The organism is Amycolatopsis sp. FBCC-B4732 (genome assembly GCF_023008405.1).
Lineage (GTDB): Bacteria > Actinomycetota > Actinomycetes > Mycobacteriales > Pseudonocardiaceae > Amycolatopsis > Amycolatopsis pretoriensis_A.
This window is the reverse complement of sequence record NZ_CP095376.1, coordinates 2,206,371-2,224,946: the sequence shown is the minus strand read 5'-3', so window position 1 is coordinate 2,224,946 and position 18,576 is coordinate 2,206,371. Positions and strand designations below refer to the sequence as shown.

18 protein-coding genes are annotated in these 18,576 nt (G+C 71.6%); 6 read left to right on the top strand and 12 right to left on the bottom strand.

The window, feature by feature from the left end; translation table 11 throughout:
* Window positions 1–127: 127 nt before the first annotated feature.
* Window positions 128–970, top strand: a complete 843-nt coding sequence (locus tag MUY14_RS09510; protein WP_247018607.1) for a transposase family protein — start codon at window positions 128–130, stop codon at window positions 968–970.
* A 95-nt stretch (window positions 971–1,065) separates the two neighbouring features.
* Here the strand turns inward: MUY14_RS09510 and MUY14_RS09505 are convergent, their stop codons facing one another.
* Genes MUY14_RS09505 through MUY14_RS09470 form a run of 8 tightly spaced genes read right to left on the bottom strand, consistent with a single transcriptional unit; the run spans window position 1,066 to window position 9,602 of the window.
* Window positions 1,066–2,412, bottom strand: a complete 1,347-nt coding sequence (locus MUY14_RS09505) for a DUF6351 family protein (protein ID WP_247022540.1) — start codon at window positions 2,410–2,412, stop codon at window positions 1,066–1,068.
* Between the two features lie 26 nt (window positions 2,413–2,438).
* Window positions 2,439–3,662 carry a 2-hydroxyacyl-CoA dehydratase family protein gene (locus tag MUY14_RS09500; protein WP_247022539.1) on the bottom strand — a complete coding sequence of 408 codons (1,224 nt, stop codon included), beginning with the start codon at window positions 3,660–3,662 and terminating at the stop codon, window positions 2,439–2,441.
* Complete coding sequence (locus tag MUY14_RS09495; protein ID WP_247022538.1) at window positions 3,659–4,663, bottom strand: 2-hydroxyacyl-CoA dehydratase family protein; 1,005 nt, start codon at window positions 4,661–4,663, stop codon at window positions 3,659–3,661. Before MUY14_RS09495 ends, MUY14_RS09500 begins: the two co-directional genes overlap by 4 nt.
* Window positions 4,660–5,898, bottom strand: coding sequence for a CaiB/BaiF CoA-transferase family protein (locus MUY14_RS09490; RefSeq protein ID WP_247022537.1), 1,239 nt, complete (start codon window positions 5,896–5,898; stop codon window positions 4,660–4,662). The genes MUY14_RS09495 and MUY14_RS09490 overlap by 4 nt, the downstream gene beginning before the upstream one ends.
* Window positions 5,895–7,034: a CapA family protein gene (locus MUY14_RS09485; RefSeq protein ID WP_247022536.1), complete on the bottom strand. Its 1,140-nt coding sequence runs from the start codon at window positions 7,032–7,034 to the stop codon at window positions 5,895–5,897. The genes MUY14_RS09490 and MUY14_RS09485 overlap by 4 nt, the downstream gene beginning before the upstream one ends.
* A complete protein-coding gene (locus MUY14_RS09480) occupies window positions 7,031–7,816 on the bottom strand; it encodes an amino acid ABC transporter ATP-binding protein (RefSeq protein WP_247022535.1) in 786 nt (261 codons plus the stop codon). Before MUY14_RS09480 ends, MUY14_RS09485 begins: the two co-directional genes overlap by 4 nt.
* Complete coding sequence (locus MUY14_RS09475) at window positions 7,813–8,688, bottom strand: amino acid ABC transporter permease (protein ID WP_247022534.1); 876 nt, start codon at window positions 8,686–8,688, stop codon at window positions 7,813–7,815. The genes MUY14_RS09480 and MUY14_RS09475 overlap by 4 nt, the downstream gene beginning before the upstream one ends.
* Entirely contained in the window at window positions 8,685–9,602 is a 918-nt protein-coding gene (locus MUY14_RS09470; protein WP_247022532.1) for a transporter substrate-binding domain-containing protein, read from the bottom strand. Before MUY14_RS09470 ends, MUY14_RS09475 begins: the two co-directional genes overlap by 4 nt.
* A gap of 210 nt (window positions 9,603–9,812) precedes the next feature.
* On the opposite strand from MUY14_RS09470, the gene MUY14_RS09465 reads away from it, so the two are divergent.
* The 5 genes from MUY14_RS09465 to MUY14_RS09445 all read left to right on the top strand — a co-directional run bounded on the left by MUY14_RS09465 (window position 9,813) and on the right by MUY14_RS09445 (window position 15,835).
* Window positions 9,813–10,802 (top strand): PaaX family transcriptional regulator C-terminal domain-containing protein, encoded by a 990-nt coding sequence (locus MUY14_RS09465; RefSeq protein WP_247022531.1) that lies wholly within the window; start codon window positions 9,813–9,815, stop codon window positions 10,800–10,802.
* A 145-nt stretch (window positions 10,803–10,947) separates the two neighbouring features.
* A complete protein-coding gene (locus MUY14_RS09460; protein ID WP_247022529.1) occupies window positions 10,948–12,321 on the top strand; it encodes an endo-1,4-beta-xylanase in 1,374 nt (457 codons plus the stop codon).
* 84 nt (window positions 12,322–12,405) lie between these two features.
* Window positions 12,406–13,926: an alpha/beta hydrolase gene (locus MUY14_RS09455; protein ID WP_247022527.1), complete on the top strand. Its 1,521-nt coding sequence runs from the start codon at window positions 12,406–12,408 to the stop codon at window positions 13,924–13,926.
* A gap of 92 nt (window positions 13,927–14,018) precedes the next feature.
* On the top strand, window positions 14,019–15,164 hold the full coding sequence (locus MUY14_RS09450; protein WP_247022525.1) for a sensor histidine kinase: 1,146 nt from the start codon (window positions 14,019–14,021) through the stop codon (window positions 15,162–15,164).
* The gene (locus MUY14_RS09445; RefSeq protein WP_247022523.1) at window positions 15,161–15,835 is read left to right on the top strand and encodes a response regulator transcription factor; all 675 of its coding nucleotides are present in this window, start codon (window positions 15,161–15,163) and stop codon (window positions 15,833–15,835) included. Before MUY14_RS09450 ends, MUY14_RS09445 begins: the two co-directional genes overlap by 4 nt.
* Here the strand turns inward: MUY14_RS09445 and MUY14_RS09440 are convergent.
* The 4 genes from MUY14_RS09440 to MUY14_RS09425 form a co-directional block, all read right to left on the bottom strand.
* Window positions 15,819–16,640, bottom strand: a complete 822-nt coding sequence (locus MUY14_RS09440; RefSeq protein WP_247022521.1) for a CPBP family intramembrane glutamic endopeptidase — start codon at window positions 16,638–16,640, stop codon at window positions 15,819–15,821. The two genes, MUY14_RS09445 and MUY14_RS09440, sit on opposite strands and share 17 nt — an antisense overlap.
* 246 nt (window positions 16,641–16,886) lie before the next feature.
* Window positions 16,887–17,453 carry a hypothetical protein gene (locus MUY14_RS09435; RefSeq protein ID WP_247022520.1) on the bottom strand — a complete coding sequence of 189 codons (567 nt, stop codon included), beginning with the start codon at window positions 17,451–17,453 and terminating at the stop codon, window positions 16,887–16,889.
* Window positions 17,454–17,654: 201 nt separating this feature from the next.
* Complete coding sequence (locus MUY14_RS09430; protein WP_247022519.1) at window positions 17,655–18,167, bottom strand: hypothetical protein; 513 nt, start codon at window positions 18,165–18,167, stop codon at window positions 17,655–17,657.
* A gap of 51 nt (window positions 18,168–18,218) precedes the next feature.
* Entirely contained in the window at window positions 18,219–18,572 is a 354-nt protein-coding gene (locus MUY14_RS09425; protein WP_247022518.1) for a hypothetical protein, read from the bottom strand.
* Between the last annotated feature and the right edge of the window lie 4 nt (window positions 18,573–18,576).

The window sequence follows — 18,576 nt, the reverse complement described above, 5'->3', positions numbered from 1 at the left end:
AGCGCCCCAATGAGGTTTTCTCAGTAAGACTGGGGCTGGACAGGTGCGTGCTGCCCTGAGACGAGGCGTGGGGCCCCTGGTAGGACTGGATTTGCGAAGATCAAGTCCGAGGTTCCAGAGGCCCCACGTGATCAATTATGGCGCCACGCTCGATGTGTCAGGTGACCTGGTCTGGTTCGTCGCCGGTGTCCTGCGGGCGGAACGGCTACGGCGCGGCACGCGCCGGGGCCGGCGGGCGCTGACCCCCTACCGGCACGCGGTGCTGGTACTGCGATGGTTCCGCGACGCCATCCCGGTGCACCGGCTGGCCACCGACCACCGCATCAGCATCGCCACTGCCTACCGCTACCTGCACGAAGCCATCACCGCCCTGGCTGCCCAGGCCCCGGACCTGCACCAGGTCCTGGCGCAACGCCGCGATACCGGCGATACACACGTGGTCCTGGACGGCTCCCTGTTCACCTGTGACCGGGTCGCGGCGACCACCACCAAAACCAAAGGCCGCAACCGTGGGGCCACGGTGCATCTGTGGTACTCGGGCAAGCACCGCACCTTCGGCGGAAACATCCAGTTCCTGGCCAGCCCCGGCGGGTTCCCGCTCTGGACCTCGCCGGTGCTGCCCGGCTCCCGCAACGACCTCTCCGCCGCCCGCGACCTCGGCATCGCCGGCGCGTTGACCGCCGCCGCAGCCGTAGGCCTGCCGACACTGGCCGATAAGGCCTACCACTCAGCCGGCATCGGAATCCATACCCCGTTCAAGAAAGCCGCAGGTCAACCACCCCTCGGCACCCGCCAGCGGGTCCACAACCTGCTCCACAGCCGACTCCGCGCTCTCGGCGAACGTGCCATGGCCATCCTCAAAACCCGCTGGCGAGCACTCCAGCACATCAGCCTCTGCCCCCACCGCATCGGCGCCATCGTCCAAGCAGCCCTCGTCCTCACCCACCACGAACACCACGGACGCTACTGAGAAAACCTCAATGTGGCGTTGGGTGCGTCTGACGCACCGAACGCCACATTGGGGTTGTTCGGGCCCGGCCGTCGGACGACCTGCGGCAAGCGGCGCTAGCCGGCCGCGGGGTACATCCGGTTGAACCGCGGCGGTGTGTAGGGCAGGTAGCGCCCTGGCACGCCGTCCGCGGCGGTCGCCAGCTCGTTCATCGTCCGGGGTGCCGTGTCGGGCCAGTGGCCCGTGCGCAGCCGGGTCAGCGTCCGGTCGATCGCCGCCTGCTGCTCGCCGGTCGTGTACGTGCAGTGGCCGGCCGTCCGGACGTACGTCTGGCGGAGCAGGGACGGCCGGCGGGCCAAGGCGCCGTAGGACTCCTGCTGGGCCACGGTCGAGATCTGGTCGCCGGTGCCGTTCACGGTGAGGACCGGGATCCGCAGGTCGCCGGTGAACACGATGCCCCGCTCGAGGTAGCGGACCGCCGCCGGGTCGGCGGACACGCGGGGTTCGGCGGCGAGCCGGCCGAGGTCGGCGCGCAGGTCGAGCCCCGCGCGTTCGTACAACCGCCGCACGGTGTCCCGCTGCTCCGGGGCCGCCGTCGTGAGCTGACGCGCGTAGTCGACCCCCGTGTTCCACGACGGGTTCCCGCCCGCCAGCTGCTCGATCGCCCGCCGGCTGCTCACCGCCTGCCCGACGTAGGGCAGCGGCCCGCCCGCCAGCGCCAGGAACATCCCCTCCTCGACGCCGTCGGCGGTGGTCGGCACCGGGGTCGTCGTGCCGTCGGGGGCCAGGCCCCAGCCCGGCAGCTGGCCGATCGCCGCCGCGAGCGCGATGCGCGCCTTGCCCGCCGGGGTCGCCTGCGCCGCGGTCACCGCCGAAATCCACTGCTGCTGGGTGCCGGGGACGTCGGCGGGGATGCCGGTCACCGGGAGCGCCGTGTTCCGGAACAGCAGCGTCTTGAGCGTGAAGACGGTGTCCAGCTTCTGGTTCCACTGCCCCACCGCGCCGCCGAGGCCGCCGCACATCGGCACGGCCGCGTCGAACCGGCCGGGGTACACCTGCGCGACGCCGGCGGCGACCATCCCGCCCATCGAGCGGCCTTCGGCGATCGCGTACCGGGCGGGGCCGAACGCGGTCTCGAAGCGGCCGAGCGCCGCCGCCTGGTTGTCGATGGCCCGCGCGATGTTCCAGCCGGTGACCGTGCGGGTGGTGCCGCCCACGGCGTAGCCGCGTTCCAGGAGGCTCGCGGTGAGCGCGCTCGACAGCCCGCCCGCGGCGAAGTCCAGGTCGACCAGCACGGCGCCGTTCCACCGCGCGGGTTTGGCGAAGCTGTACGGCGTGCCGTCGCTCAGCTGCCCGCCGACGCACGTCGCCGAGCCCACGCAGGGTTCCGCCGCGTGGGCGGTGGCGGGAAGTGCGGCGGCGGCGACCACGGCCGCGGCCAGCAGGGTGATCCTGGTGCCCATGAAACACTCCTGTCCTTTTCGGACGGTCAGGTCAGTCCGTCGAGCCACGCGGTCATCCGCGCGGTCAGCTCGGCTCCGGTGCGGGCGTCGACGTTGTCCGCGGGCAGTTCCAGCACCGGGATGCCCGCCGCCCGCAGCGCCCGGGTCGTGAAGTAGCTGCCGCGGGCGTCGTCGGAGACCAGGTGGACCACGCCGTCGACGCCGTGGTGGCGGGCTTCCTTGACGTACCACTCCGCCGACCACGGCGGGGTGTAGAGCTGGTCGCCGAAGGCGGCGAACCGGGCGGCCAGCGCGCGCAGCGGGTCGTCGCCGTAGCGCAGGTAGCCGTCCGCGGCGATGGCCAGGTACATCGACCACACGAAGACCGCGCCGTGCGACTCCTGGAACCGCCGGTAGAAGTCGAGGTCGAACCACAGCCCGCGGCCGACCCACATCAGCCGCAGCCGCTCGTCCGGGCACGCCGCGACGCCGGCGTCGATCCGGTCGCGCACCTCGTCGTGGAACGCCCGCGCGGCGTCGCGCGCCCACTCCGTGCCGCGGTGCCACTGGGGCACCATGACGCTCGGGATGCCGTCGGTGACGGCGATCGGGCACGGCCGGGCGGCCGCGATGAGGTCGCGGGTGCGGCGGTTCCACTCCTGCTGCTCGTTGACCAGCGCCAGGACTTCACGGAACCGCGTCTCGGAGAACACCCGGCCGGTGGTCTGCTCCAAGAAGCGGATCAGCCCGGTCAGCTCGCCGGTCAGCAGGTCGAGGCGGTCGCTGCCGATGGCCTCCTCCCAGCGGTGCGGCATCAGCTCCCACCACCGCTGCGGGACCTCGTTCTCCGCCGCGCTTTCCAGGGCGTAGTAGGTGACCCCGGGCTGCGCGTCCCAGACGTCGAAGATCTTGCGGGACGCGTCCCCGGTCGTCTCGCCGAGCACTATCGACGGCTTCGGCAGCCCGCCCCACGGCGCCTGGCCGGGATCGGTCTCGAACGCCGACGCCAGCGACGTGGCGCTGTACTGCTCGATGTAGTCGGGGTAGCCGCGCTCGCGCAGCAGGCCGAGGTAGCGCTGGGTCTGGCGTTTCGCCGCGACGATCGAGGCCCACCACTGGTTGACCACGTACGGGATGCCCATCGCGCGGAAGATCTCCTGCGGCGCGTCCGCGTTGACCAGGGCCAAGGGCCCCTCGGCGGCGCGCACTTGGGCGAACCACTCGCGCTGGTGGGCGGTCGCGGTGGTCGCCGACGTCAGCCGGGCGCTCATGCCGCCGCACCCAGCGCCGCCAGCGCGTCGCCGGTCAGTTCGCCGTAGGGCTGACGCTCGGCCAGGACCGCGGGCAGTCCCGTCGCGGCCCGCTGTTCCGGGAAGTCCCACGGCGGTGCGTCGTCGTGCACGCGCGCGTAGGACAACAGCACCTCCGCACCGCAAGCGCGGGCGGCCGCGGCGGTGTGCGCCGCCCGCTGCCGGATGGACGCGCGCGGGGCGGCCGGACCGTTGTGCTGGTAGCGCTCGGCCAGCGCGAGTTCCGTCGGCGCCGCGCAGGTCCGGGCGAAGAGCAGCTCGCCCCAGTCGTGGTCCTCCCCCACGATGAGAAACCCGTTGCGCTCCATCGTTTCGTAAACGGCAGGGCTGTCGTGGGAGCTGCCGGTGAGGAACACCCGCACCCCCTCGGCCTCGGGCCCTTCGACGGCCGGCTCGCGTTCGACGAGCGCGATGGCCTCGGCGACCGGCACCGCGGTGGTCGCCGCGACGACCTCGAGGAACCGGGTGCCGCTCAGGCGGTTCGCCCGGCGGTGGGCGGCGAGCCGGCTGAGCGACCGGCGCAGGGTGTCGTGCGCGGTGATGGCCGCGGCGAGGTCGTCGTCGCCGATCGGCCGCCAGCGGCCCAGCCACTCGCGCAGCTGCGCGATCTTCGCGTGGACGTACCGGGTGGTCGTGTGGTGCGGCAGGTGCAGCACGTCGACCAGGCGCACCGGCGGCAGCCCCAGCGCCGGCTCGATCCGGTGCAGCTCCCGCAAGGCGTAGAACAGGCGCAACGACGCTTCGCAGTCGCGGGAGACGACGATGGCTTCGAGCGGCCCGTAGTCCCCGCCGAGGATCCGCGTCAGGATCGACCGGGCGACCGGGTCCACGCCGCGGCCGAGGTAGCGGTCGCCGAGCGCGCTGTCTTCGCCCGGCTTCCCGGTCAGCCGCAGCGGCCGCAGGCCGGCCGCGGTGATCAGCTCGACCGGGACGTCGGCGCCGACGTACCCGACGGCGCTCAAATCACGGCCTCCGCGGCCAGGTCCGCCAGCTGCTGTTCGGTGTAGCCGAGCAGCTCGCGGTAGACGTGCTCGTTGTGCTCCCCCAGCCCCGGCGCCGGCCGGTCCAGCGAAACGCGGGCGGCGGAGAACCGGATCGGCACGCCGGTCCCGGCCAGGTCGGCGACGTCGCCGTGGCGCGGGTGCCGCAGCGGCACGACCTCCTCGCGCGCCAGCACCAGCGGGTCGCGGACGGCGTCGCGCGGCTCGCGGACCTCGGCGGCCGGCACGCCTTCGGCGGTGAACGCGGCGAGGATCTCGGCCAGCGGCCGCACCCTGCACCACTCGCGGATGAGGTCGTGGAGCTCGTCGGCGGCGCCGACGCGCTGGTCGCGCGTGCGGTAGCGGTCGTCCTCGGCCAGCTCGGGCCGGCCGATCGCGCGGAGCACGCCGTGGGCGAACGCGTCGGTCGGCGCGCACAGCGCGAGGTGACCGTCCAGCGCCGGCAGGATCCCGAACGGCGCCAGCCGCGGCACCATCGAGCCGGTGCGCTGGGGCAGGCCGACCGCTTCGAAGGCGTCGAACGGCTCGCACGCGACCAGCGAGGTCAGCGCGCCGAGCATCGACACGTCGACATGCTGACCCTCGCCGGTGTGTTCGGCCTGCAGCAGCGCCGACACCGTGCCGACCACGGCGAACAGCGGCGCCAGCAGGTCGCCGATCGGCAGGCCGAACCGGACCGGGCCTTCGTCGGGCTCGCCCGCGGTCATCATCACGCCGCTCAGCGCCTGGATGATCGAGTCCATCGCCTTGCCGGAGCCCGGGCCGCCCTGGGCGCCGAACCCGCTGATCGAGGTGTAGACGAGCCGGGGGTTGACCTCCCGGACGTGGGCGTAGGAGATGCCGAGCCGGTCGGTGACGCCCGGGCTGTAGTTCTCGACGAGGACGTCGGCGTCGCGGACGAGGTCGGTGAACACCGCGTGCGACCGCGGGTTCTTCAGGTCGAGGGTGACGCTGAGCTTGTTGCGGCCGCGCAGCAGCATCGACACCGACAGGTCGTCGTCGTGCCGCCGGGCGAGGTTGAGCCCGTCCCGGCCGACGTAGGGCGCGTTGTTGCGGGAGGAGTCCCCGCCGGTGGCCGGGTTCTCGACCTTGATCACGGTCGCCCCGAGCCCGGCGAGCAGCAGCGTCGCGTACGGCCCGGCGAGCGCGGTGGTCAGGTCGACGACGGTGCGGCCGGCCAGTGGCTGGTCGGTCATGAAGGAGCCCCCTCGGAGAGATCGACGAGCACTTCGGTGCCGTGCGGGGTGAACCGGCCGTTGAGCCGGGCCCCGCGGGTGATGTCCTCGACGTACTGGGTCACGGCCTCGCCTCGCGCGGTACCGCCGACCGGCACCGGACGGCCGTGGTCGTCGATCCAGCACGGGACGAAACCGGCTTCACGCAACCCGGTTCCGTCGAAGCGGCAGAAGGCGATGGCGGTGTTGCGGCTTTCGGGGTGGAACGGGAAGAACGGCATGGCGGGGTCCGGCGCGAAGCCGTAGAGCTCGGTCCGCCGCTCGGCCCACGCGCGCAGCTCGTCCGCGCCCACGCCGGCTCCCGGCGTGAGGGCGTGGGTGACGGTGACGAAGTTGCCCAGCCCGTGGAAGATCGGCCGCCCTCGGTGGACCTCGATGCCGCGCATGATGTGCGGGTGGTGGGAGAACACGGCGTCCGCCCCGGCGTCGACCGCCGCGCGGGCGACCGGGCCTTCGTACATCGCGACCGTGACCGGGGTGTGCCCGACGCCCTTGTGCAGCGACACGAGCACGACGTCGGCCTCGGCACGCAGGGCGCGCACGTCTTCGGCCATCGCCTCGAGGCTGTCGGGGTCGGCGAAGGTGTAGATCTTCGGCGGCCCGCCGGGGCTCGCGTGGTCGAGCTCGTAGTGGGTGAGGACGTGGACGTACGCGCAGCCGGGCTTGCGGGAGGTCGCCCACGAGTCGCGCGGGCCGACGCAGTTGTAGGACAGCACGCCGATGCGCAGCCCCCCGCGCTCAACGATCGCCGGGCGGCGGGCCTGCGCGAGGTCCGGCCCGGCCCCGGCCGTCACCATCCCCGCCGCGCGGGAGTAGGCGATGGTGTCGGCCAGCCCGCCGTCCCCGGCGTCGCAGACGTGGTTGCCCGCGAGGGTGACGACGGCGAAGCCCGCATCGGCCACCGCTTTCAGCGCCTCCGGGTCCGACGGGGGCGCCGGGACGTCGGTGCTGCGCGAGACCGCCGTGGTCGAGTGCGGCACCTCGACGTGCCCGATGGCCAGGTCCATCCCCCGCAGCACCGGCGCGGCCGGGGCGAGGAACGATTCCGGGTCCGGCTCGTCCAGGATGAGGTCGCCGACGGCGCCGACAGTGATCACGAAACACCCTCCTTTTCGGACAGATGACGGGACAGGAAGGCCCGCAGCCGCTCGGTCCGCGGCCGCGCGAACAGCTCACCCGGCGGCCCTTCCTCGACGATCCGGCCCGCTTCCATGAACACGCACCGGTCGGCCACCTCGCGGGCGAAAGCCATTTCGTGGGTGACCACGACCATCGTCGTGCCCGCCGCGGCGAGGTTCCGCAGGACGGCCAGGACCTCGTCGACGAGTTCCGGGTCGAGAGCGCTGGTGGGCTCGTCGAACAGCATGATCCGCGGCCGGACCAGCACGGCCCTGGCGATGGCGACCCGCTGCTGCTGCCCGCCCGAGAGCTGCCGCGGGTAGTGGTCCTCGCGCCCGGCCAGCCCGATGCGCTCCAGCAGCTCACGGGCCTCCCGCTCCACAGTGGACCGATCGCGCCCGTGGACGTGGATCGCCGCGTCGGTCACGTTGCGCAGCACGGTGAACTGCGGGAACAGGTTGAACTGCTGGAAGACCATGCTCATCCGGCGGCGCTGGGCGGCGATCCGCCGCTCGGTCAGTGGGCGCAGGCCACCCGGGGAGCGCCGGTGGCCGAGCAGTTCGCCGTCGAGGTACATCGCCCCGCCGTCGATCGGCTCCAGCTGGTGGGCGCAGCGGACGAGCGTCGACTTGCCGGAGCCCGACGGCCCGATCACCACGACCGACTCGCCCTCGTGCACGTCGAGACTGACGCCCGCGAGCGCGGTCACCGGGCCGAACTCCTTGCGGACGTCGCTGATCCGCAGCACGGGGGCGGTCATCGGACGTCCCGGTGGCCGCGGGAGAACCGGCGCTCCAGCCGGCGCTGCCCGGCGGTCAGGACGGTGACCACGACCAGGTACCAGAAGCAGGCGACCAGCAGCATCGGCACGATCTCGTAGGTGCGGTTGTAGATCACCTGCACCGAGTGGAGCAGGTCCGACATCGCGATGACCGACACCAGCGCGGTGCCCTTGAGGACGTTGATGAACTGGCTGCCCGCGGGCGGGATGATCACGCGCATCGCCTGCGGGAGCACGATCCGCAGCAGCGTCTGGCCCGGCGGGTAGCCCATCGCGCGGGCCGCGTCGCGCTGGCCGGGGTCGACCGACGACACCCCGGCGCGGAAGATCTCCGCCAGGTAGGCCGATTCGACCAGCGACAGGCCGAGCACCGCGGCTGTCAGCGGCGTGATGACGCTGTTGGCGTCCCACGTGCCGAACACCGGGCCGAACGGGATGCCGATCGAGAGCTTCGGCAGCAGGTAGGCGAGGTTGAACCAGAAGATCAGCTGCACCAGCGGCGGGATCCCGCGGAAGAGGCCCACCCACAGCGTCGCCACCCAGCGGGCGGGCCCGAACCCGCTCAGCTGCATCGCCGCGACCACACCACCGGCCAGCGAGCCGAGCACCATCGCCGCGACCGCGAGCAGCACCGTGGTGCCCAGGCCGGCCATGACGCTCTTCTCGAAGAGGTACTTCACCACGACGTCCCACTGGAACCGGGAGTTGCCGGCCAGGAAGACGACCAGCTGCGCGAGCAGCACGGCCAGCACGAGCACGAACAGCCAGCGCAGCGGGCGGAACCGGCCGCGGGCGGCGGCGACGTCGTCGGGGGGCGCCGTCGTTTCCTCCACTGTGGACACCGCGGTCATTTCGCCGACGCCGCGTCGAAGACCGGCTGCGGGACGGTGACGTCGTCGAGGCCCCACTGGTGCATGATCCGCGTGTAGGTTCCGTTGCGGAAGAGTTCCTCGAAGGCTTTCTGCAGCACCGGTCCGAGCTTGCCCGCCTTCGGCGTGTACAGCGCGAGGTTGTCCTTCGTGGCGCCCTGCTCCTCGGTCTGGGTCACGTACTCGTACTGCCCCTTCTGCTGGGTGGTCACGTCGATCGCGGCCGCCTGGGTCATCCCGGCGGCCTCGGCGCGGCCGGACTTCGCGGCCAGCAGCGTGGCGTTCGTGTCGTCGAGCCCGACCACCTGCACGGCCGGCTTCCGCGCGCCTTCGCAGAACTTCGACAGCTTGGCGAGCTGGTCCTCCACGACACTGGCGGTGACCACGGCGACGCGCTTGCCGCACAGGTCGGCGGCCTGCTTGATGCCCGCCGCGGAGCCTTCGGGGATCACGTAGGAGGTCCGCGTGGTCATCCACGTGACGGTGTCGAACTGCTTCTCGCGTTCGGCGGTGGCCTTCACCGGCCCGTTGAAGGCTTCGTAGCGGCCGCTGAGCATGCCCTGCAGCGCGGCCGGGAGCCCGCTGACGATGGTGGTTTCCGTGCGCACGCCCAGGAGCTGGCCGAGCGCCTGCTGGAAGTCGTGGTCGATGCCGGTGACGGTCTTCCCGTCCGGGCCGACGGTGCGGTACGGCGGGTGGGAGTCGCCGGCGAACCGGAGGACGCCCGAGTCCTTGACCGCCTGGGGCAGCTGGTCGTGCAACGCGGTGTCGGCGGTCAGCGCGGCGGCCGTGGGCGCCGGGGCCGCGCCGTCCTCGACCGTGCAGCCGGCCAGGACGAGCCCGGCGGCGACCGCGGCGAGCGAGCTTCGACGCCATTGACGAAGAGAGGAGCCCATGTCGTTTCTTCCTGAGGAAGGCCACCCGGAGCAGGCGGCGCGGGAACCCGAGGGATCAATTGGTTGCTATCTGGGCGCCGATCGTCGCATGATGTGTCGCGTGATTCAACCCCCTCGGAGCGGCCACCCGGACGGCACTGCCACCATGGACACCCGCGGCGGGCACTCCCGGCCGGCCGCCGACCCGAACCCGGAAGAGGCACGCGCGCGATGACAGCGACGCCCTCGGGGCCGCTGCCCCGCTCCCAGCAGGGAGCCGAGCCCCAGCTGCTGCTGACGTCCCTGCTCGGCGACTTCTGGTACTGGCGCGACGAGCACATCCCCTCGGCCGCGCTGGTGCAGCTGCTCGGCGAGTTCGACATCAGCCCGGCGAGCGCGCGGGCGGCGATCCGCCGGCTCGCCGCCCGCGGCCTGCTCACGGTGTCGCGCAGCGGGCGGACGACGGCGTACGGCATCCCCGCGCGCACGTCCGAGGTGATCATCGAGCGCACGCACCGGATGCTGACCTTCGGCACGAGCGCACCCGCGTGGGACGGGCAGTGGACGGTGGTCACGTTCTCGGTGCCGGAGCAGGAGCGGGGGCTGCGCACGGCGTTGCGGTCGCGGCTGCGGGTGCTGCGGTTCGCCGCCCTCTACGACGGGGTGTGGGTCAGCCCGCACGACCTGGCCGAACCCGCGCTCACCGCGCTGCGCGAACTCGACCTCCGCAGCGCGACGGTCTTCCGCGCCACCGAGGTCCCCGGTTCGGGCGCGGCGGTCGCGGCGTTCGACCTCGAGCCGCTCGCCCGGGAGTACGACGGGTTCGTCGAGCGCTACGAGCAGGTGCTCACCGGCTTGGACGCCGGCCTGATCAGCCCGGCGCAGGCATTGCACACCCGTACCGAACTGCGCGTGGACTGGCGGCGCTTCCCCGAGACCGACCCGGACCTGCCCGCCGAGCTGCTGCCCGCCGGCTGGGCGCGCGACCGGGCCCAGAAGGTGTTCCTGCAGATCTACGACCGCCTCGGCCCGCTGGCCGAGCTCCGGTTCCGGCAGGTGCTCGCGGCCACCGACCCCGAACTGGCCGAGCTGGCCACCCACCACGACTCCGTCAAGGTGGCCGCGTTGTTCGCCGGCCTGGGCGACCGCCACCCGGCCGGCGACACCCCGTTCGAGCAGGCCGCCGAGGCTCGCCGCCTGGACGACGCGCGGCACCGCTGAGGCGGCACTTCCCCCGCCGAGCGCACGCGCACCTGCCCGGGCTCCGGCCTCGAAAGTCGATCGAAAGTCTTTGCGACACGGCGAGACGCCGTGTTCTTCTGCTTGCGGTAAGTGACTTCATCGCGTGCCGGCAAGGAGACCACGGATGGCAAGAACTTCGGCGGGACCGCACAGCAAATGGTGGCGATCGCCCGCCACCCGGGCATTGGCGGGAGTGGCCACCGTCGCCGCGACGGCCGCCGTCCTGGTGACCGCTCCCGGCGCCGACGCCGCGGCCAGTACCCTCGGCGCCGCGGCCGCGCAGTCGGGCCGGTACTTCGGCACCGCGATCGCCGCGAGCAAGCTCGGGAACTCGGCCTACACCACGATCGCCGCGCGCGAGTTCAACATGGTGACGCCCGAAAACGAGATGAAGCCCGACGCGACCGAGCCCAACCAGAACCAGTTCAACTTCTCCTCCGGCGACCAGATCTACAACTGGGCGGTCGGCCACGGCGCCAAGGTCCGCGGGCACACCCTCGCCTGGCACGCCCAGCAGCCGGGCTGGATGCAGAACATGGGCGGCAGTTCACTCCGCAACGCGATGATCAACCACATCCAGAAGGTGATGGCCCACTACCAAGGGAAACTCGCGTACTGGGACGTCGTCAACGAAGCCTTCAACGAAGACGGCAGCCGCCGCTCGTCGAACCTGCAGAGCACCGGCAACGACTGGATCGAGGTCGCCTTCAAGACCGCGCGCGCGGCCGACCCGTCGACCAAGCTCTGCTACAACGACTACAACATCGACAACTGGAACTACGGCAAGACCCAGGGCGTCTACAACATGGTGCGGGACTTCAAGTCCCGCGGCGTCCCGATCGACTGCGTCGGCCTGCAGGCCCACTTCACCGGCGGCAGCTCGGTCCCGAGCAACCTCCAGACCACGATCTCCAGCTTCGCCGCGCTCGGCGTCGACGTGGCGCTGACCGAAGTCGACGTCACGAACTCGTCGACCTCGCAGTACGCCGCGCTGACCCAGGCGTGCATGAACGTCGCGCGGTGCGTCGGCATCACCGTGTGGGGTGTGCGCGACAGCGATTCCTGGCGCTCGAATGAAAGCCCGCTGCTGTTCGACGGCAACGGGAACAAGAAAGCCGCGTACAACTCGGTGCTGAACGTCCTCAACTCCGGCGGGGGCACGACCACGACCCCCACCACCACACCGACGGATCCCACGACGACACCGACGACACCGACCACACCGGGCGGGGGCAGTTGCACCGCTTCGCTGTCGGCGGGGCAGTCGTGGAGCGACCGGTACAACCTCAACGTCTCGGTCAGCGGCGCCAGTTCGTGGACGGTCACCATGACCGTGCCGAGCCCGGCGAGGATCAGCGCCACCTGGAACATCAACGCCACGTGGCCCAGCAGCCAGGTCCTCGTCGCGACACCCAACGGCAACGGCAACAACTGGGGTGTCACCATCCAGCACAACGGGAACTGGAACTGGCCGAGCGTCAGCTGCAGCAGTTCCTGAGCTTTCTGTCCCCCGGGCGAGCTACACCCGTTGCTCGCTCCGGGGTGACGTTTTCCCTTGCCGGTGCTCGCTAATTTCGCCCCCATGAGGAAAACACGACTGGCCGCGGCGTTCGCGGTCACCACACTGGCCGTTTCCGGGGTGGCCGCCTGCGACAGCGCGGACGACGAAGACCACCCGGCGGCCGCGGCGCTCGCGTGGGGGCCGTGCCCGGCGGCGGCGCCGGGCACGGCCCGCGATCCCCGGCTCACCTGCGCGAAGGTGAAGGTCCCGCTCGACTACGGCCGGCCGGACGGCACGGCGATCGAGGTCGTCGTCTCCCGGCTGGGCGCCACCGATCCCGCGAAGCGGCACGGCGTCCTGCTGCTGAATCCGGGTGGTCCGGCGCTGCCGGGTCTCGACACCCCCGGCGCGATGGCGCCGACGCTGCCGAAGTCCGTCCTCGACGGCTACGACCTGATCGGCTTCGACCCGCGTGGCGTCGGCACCAGCACCCCGCAGACCTGCGGCCTCGAAAACCCCAGCGTCGCCGCGCTGTTCCCCTACCCGGCCGCCGACGGCTCGATCGACGCGAACGTCGAGGCCGCCCGCGCCACGGCCGGGAAGTGCGCCGCCAAGGCCGGGGAGAACCTCCGCTACTTCACCACCGCCAACACCGCCCGCGACCTCGACCACGTCCGCGAAGCGCTCGGCGAAGCCAAGATCTCGTACTGGGGCCAGTCCTACGGCACCTACCTCGGTACCGTCTACGGCACGCTGTTCCCCGACCACACCGACCGGATGATCCTCGAAGGCAACGTCGACCCCGCGCACGTCTGGGCCGGGGAAGCGCGGAGCTGGGGCAAGGGCATGGCCGAGCGGTTCCCGGACGCGGCCGCCGTCGCCGTCTCCCTCGGGCTCGGCAAGACCCCCGAGGACGTCACCCGGACCTACCTCGCGCTCGCCGACCGGCTCGACCGCACGCCGGCGCCGGTCCCGGGCACGAACCAGACCTTGAGCGGGGCGATGCTGCGCGGGCTCACCTACGCCCTGCTGATCCACAACAACACGCTGCCGGTGCTCGCCCAGGTCTGGAAGGCCGCCGCGGACCTGGCCGACGGCCAGCTCACCGAAGCCGACGGCAAGGTCGTCCAGCAGGTCTTCGCCGACACCCCCGCCACCCCGGGGGTGCCCGCGGACAACCAGGCGGCCATGTTCCTGGCGCTCACCTGCGGGGACGCCGAGTGGTCCCACGACGTCGGCAGCTACGCCGGTGCCACCGCCGCCGACCGGAAAACCTGGCCCTTGACCGCGGGCATGCCGGCGAACATCTGGCCGTGCGCGTTCTGGCCGCGGCCGGTCGAGAAGCCGGTCACCGTGACGGACCGGGGTGCGCGGAACACGCTCATCCTGCAGAACCGCCGCGACCACGCCACGCCGTGGGAGTCGGGCGTCGGGCTGCGCCGCGCACTGGGGAACCGCGCGGCGCTCGCCGGGGTCGACAACGGCGGGCACTACGTCTACCACGAGGGTTCGGCGTGCGCCGACAACGCGACCGTCACGTTCCTCGACAGCGGGCGGCTGCCGGAGAAGGACCTCGACTGCACGGACGTCACCGCACACTGATCCGGTCCGGTGCGCCGCTGCCCGTCGCTCTCCCCGAGGGCGATGGGCAGCGGCGCGACCACGAAGGGCCCGGCCTCGCTAGGCTCCCCGCCATGCCGACGCTGGGACGTCTCCGGGACCGCTGGGCGCGCGTGACCCCGGCGGCCAGGGACGGCGCTCTCGCCGCGGTCGTCACCGCCGCCGCGTTCGTGCCGGTGCTGTCGATGATCGGGGCGCAGTTCGGCGACCTGCCGAGGCACGACGGCGGGGCCGCGGCGCTCCTGCTGGTGCTCGGGCAGACACTCCCGCTGGCGGTGCGCAGCCGGTGGCTCGCGGCGACCCTGGCGGTCATCGCGACTTGTTTCGCGGCGCACGAAGTGCTCGCGTACCCGCCGACGGTCGGCAGTCTCGCGCTGTACTTCGCGCTCTATTCGGCCGGGGCGCGCGAGGAGCGGTTCCGCCGGGCGCTGCCGATCGCGGTGTCAGCGGGTTACGTCCTCTTCGCGGTCCTGGTCACCTTGCGCGGCTCCGCCACGGACCTGCTCACCTACGCTGTCTACTACGTCGTGCTGGGCCTGTTCTGGTCGCTGGGCGCGCTGGTGCGGCAACGACGGCGGCAGGAAGCCGAACGGCGGCGGCTCACCGCCCGGGCCGCGGCGGCGGACGAGCGGGCCCGGCTCGCGCGTGAACTGCACGACGTCGTCACCCACCACGTGACGGCCATGGTCGTCCAGGCCGACGCCGCCCGGTACCTCCCGCCCGAGAACGCCCCCGGCGTCTTCGCCGCCATCACCGGGTCGGGCCGCGACGCGCTCACCGAGCTGCGGTTCCTGCTCGGCGTCCTCGAAGCGACCGGCGCGCGCACGCCAGGACTGAGCGCGTTGCGCGGCCTCGTCGAGCAGCCGGGCCGGGACGTCGAACTCGTCGAAGCGGGCGAACGCCCGGAGCTGCCGGCCGAAACCGAGCTCACCGCGTACCGGATCGTGCAGGAAGCGCTGACCAACGCGGCCAAGTACGCCGCCGGGCGGCCCGCGAAGGTGCGCGTCGGCTACGGTGCGGACCTCCTCGAAATCGAGGTGACCACCGAGGGTCCGCCGACGGCGGCCGGCGCGCTCGGCTCCGGCGGCCGGGGGCTGGCCGGGCTGCGCGACCGGGTCGGCGCACTCGGCGGCCGGTTCAGCGCGGGGCCGTCCGGGGACGGCTTCCGCGTCAGCGCCGCCTTCCCCACCACCGAGATCCCCACCGGGAGCGACCGATGACCGACGACCCGATCCGCGTGCTGATCTGCGAGGACCAGCAGCTCATCCGCGCGGGGTACGTGGCCGTGCTCGGCGCCCAGCCGGACATGGAGGTCGTGGGACAGGCCGGGAACGGCCGCGACGCGCTCACCGAGATCGGCCGGCTGCGCCCGGACGTCGTCGTGATGGACATCCAGATGCCGCTGCTGGACGGGATCGAAGTGACCCGGCGCGTCGCCGGCCCCGACGCCGCGAACCCGGCGAAGGTCCTGATCGTCACGACGTTCAACGTCGGCCAGTACGTCTACGACGCGCTGCGGGCCGGGGCGAGCGGGTTCCTGCTCAAGGACGCGCCCCTCGACGAGCTCGCCGAGGGGGTGCGCACGGTCGCGCGGGGCGAGTCGCTGCTCTCGCCCGCGGTGACCCGGACGCTCATCGGGCGCTACGCCGACCGGCTCCAGCCGGTGGCGCCCGCCGGCGGTCCCCTGGACCGGCTCGCGCCGCGGGAGCGGGAGGTGCTCGAGCTGATCGCCGGCGGCCTGTCGAACGCCGAGATCGCGGCCGAGCTGGTGCTGAGCGTGGAGACGGTGAAGACGTACGTCTCGCGGATCCTCACCAAGCTCGACCTGCGGGACCGGGTGCAGGCCGTGGTGCTGGCCTACCGGACCGGGCTGGTCAGCGCCGCGGGATGAGCTTCGCGCGGCGCAGCAGCAGCGCCGTCACCGCGCCGCAGCAGAGCAGCGCGAACAGGCCGGCCTCCGGGCCGAACGCGCCGCCGGTGAGCGCATCCGGTCCGGAAAGGACGGTCCGCAGCAGGCCGGGTTCGCTTTCGGCGCCGGAAACCGCGGTGCCGAACACGCCGCCCTGGAGGAAGTTCCACGCGAAGTGCAGGCCGATCGGCAGCCACAGCGACCGCGTCGCGGTGTAGGCGACGGCGAGCATGGCGCCGCCCTCGACGGCGATGGCCAGCGTGCCCCACAGGGTCGCGTTGCCGTTGACCAGGTGCGTGAGGCCGAAGAGCAGCGACGAAACGACGATCGCGAGCACGCTGCCGACGCGTTGTTCGAGGATGCGGTGGAGCACGCCGCGGAAGAGAAGTTCCTCGGTCACCGCCACCGAAGCCATCGACCCGGCGACGCCGAGGCAGGCCCAGAACGAACCGCCGGAGACGTCGGAGTCGGTGAAGACGAAGGCGAGCAGCATGGTCGCGAGGAAGGCGCCGGCCCCGACGAGCACGCCGCGGCCGAGACCACCCCAGCGCCCCGGCGTGGCCAGTTCCGTTACCTCGTCCCGGTTTTCGACCCGCCGGACCACCCACTTGTAGGCGACGACCGCGCCCGCGGCCGCGGCGAACCCGACCAGGAGCCGCAGGACCGGCACGCCCGCGACGAGCGCGTCGAGACCGCGGGCCCCGACCAGCAGCACGGCGGTGGCCAGGAGCAGGAGCGGAACCCGGAAGCGCAGCAGCGCCGGCTTCCGTTCGGTGGGGCTGGTCATCGAGGATCCTCTCGCCGAGCTTTCGGGGGTGCGGCGAGATTACGAGCGGGGCGTGCGGTGCCGCGTCACTCTGCGCTGGACACCTGGGTAGCTCTCGAGAGGGACATTGCCGGGTGCCCGGTCCCCGCACACGCCGACAACGCGGAAGTCAGTTCAGATCGCGAAGAGAATCCAAAATCAGCTCCCGATGGGGTTGCAACTCAGGTATGTCAAGAGCACTTGCCAGGACGTAACTCGCCCGCCGGGTCAGCGTGCGCTCGTAGCGACCACAGGAGCGGCCTCAGTCAGGCAGCCGTCAAGCAGCACCACATCGTCGATGCGCCAGTACGCCGCTTTTGCGGACTTCTGGTCCTTCGCCGCCACAAGCGCTCGAACAGCGTCAGGCAACGTGGCCGAATCCGCGAAAATTCGCAACTCAGCCCAGTTGTGCCTTGCCAGTTCAATTTCCATACTCACCCATCTTGAACGAGTGGCGGAACGTCGCCGGTTGTTCGGAGAGCGCCTTCGGAGAGACGACCTTCCGTTCGACGCCGCATCGACATGCTGGGCCCGACCACCGCTCAAGGCACCAGACACCACATTGGCGTCAACTGCAACCTCGCCGCAGTTGTGGCCCAGGACCGGCGTCTCACCTGCGTACACGTAGTACGCGTGCAGCGAGTCGACCGTCACGTCGTAGAACGGGTGGTGGAACGTCGTCGTCAACGAAGCCGAAGCCGCCGCCGCACCCGTCACCACCACCGCCGCCGCGACGGCCGGACCCGCTGCCGCGCGGCCCGACGCCCGCCGCATCGGCTTCACCTTCACGTTCACGACTCCAGCCCAGCCTTACCCGGCTGCGAGTTCGCAACCCGATCCCCCACCTCCAGCGAGGAAATCGGCTTCGAAGAACCATCCGCTTGTGGTTCACGAAAGTCGCCGCATGCGGCACAGCAGCGAGTTCGAACACTTCGGCTGAGGTGCGCGGGCGCCCGGTCCGGGCGTGTCGCGGCTACGTTCTGTGCTGCTTGCCGCTCATCGCAGGTCCCACGGCGGCAGATCGCCCGCAGCAGCCCGGGCGAGCTCGAGCCGATCTTCGTTCCTTTCGACGAGAGACAGCGTCTCGTACGCATAGGCCGCGGAATCTACTCGCCGCCCAGAGAACACCTCCGAGTACAGCAACCAGATACCCGGTACAGCCGCTGCTGCGCACTCGGCGGCGAGGTTCCGGCCTTCCTGTGCAGCCCGCTCCGACTGGCCGTCGTCGTCTACCAGGAAGAGAAGGAGTTCGAGGAACTTGGCCCGCGCGTAGTCCGAAATGTCGTCCGCCAATGCGGCCAGCGCCACGGAGACGACTGGAACAGCCGGCTCGTGGATGAACGACGACACGAAGACGTGGCCTTCGAGGGCATCGGTGCCGAAACCGCTTGCCTCGTCGGCCCCGGCAAGTCGCCTCAGGTCTTCCGCCACGTGCTCGGCCGACCGGCCGCAGGCGCAGTGCTCCCTCGACCAGTCGTGCCGGGCGATTTCGAGCTCCACGAGTTTCACCGCCGCACCCTATCCGCCATCGCCGCAGACCGGCTTCGGCACGACCGATCGCTAATCCGGTAGTTGCGATATCCCGTTCATGAGCCCTTTGGCCAACGTCAGGAAGTCTTCGGTGAAGTATCCCGTCCGGATGTGGAAAGCCTCTTCCGAACCGAAGCAGTCCGGTAACGACCGGAGCAGTCGATAGACAGCCTGCAGCTCGACCACACCGACCACAAGAGACTCCGCCTCGGTTACCCGTGCGGCGATATCGACCAGTTGCTGCCTGGAGGCACCGAACCTGACCTCGACCACGAGATCCGGAACCCTCAGCTCCCCGACGACGTCGGCCGCGACCATCACGGCGGCGCGTTGGGAGCCCAGTAGCTCCAGCACGATGCTTTCGCCTGTTTTGCCGATCTTCACACTT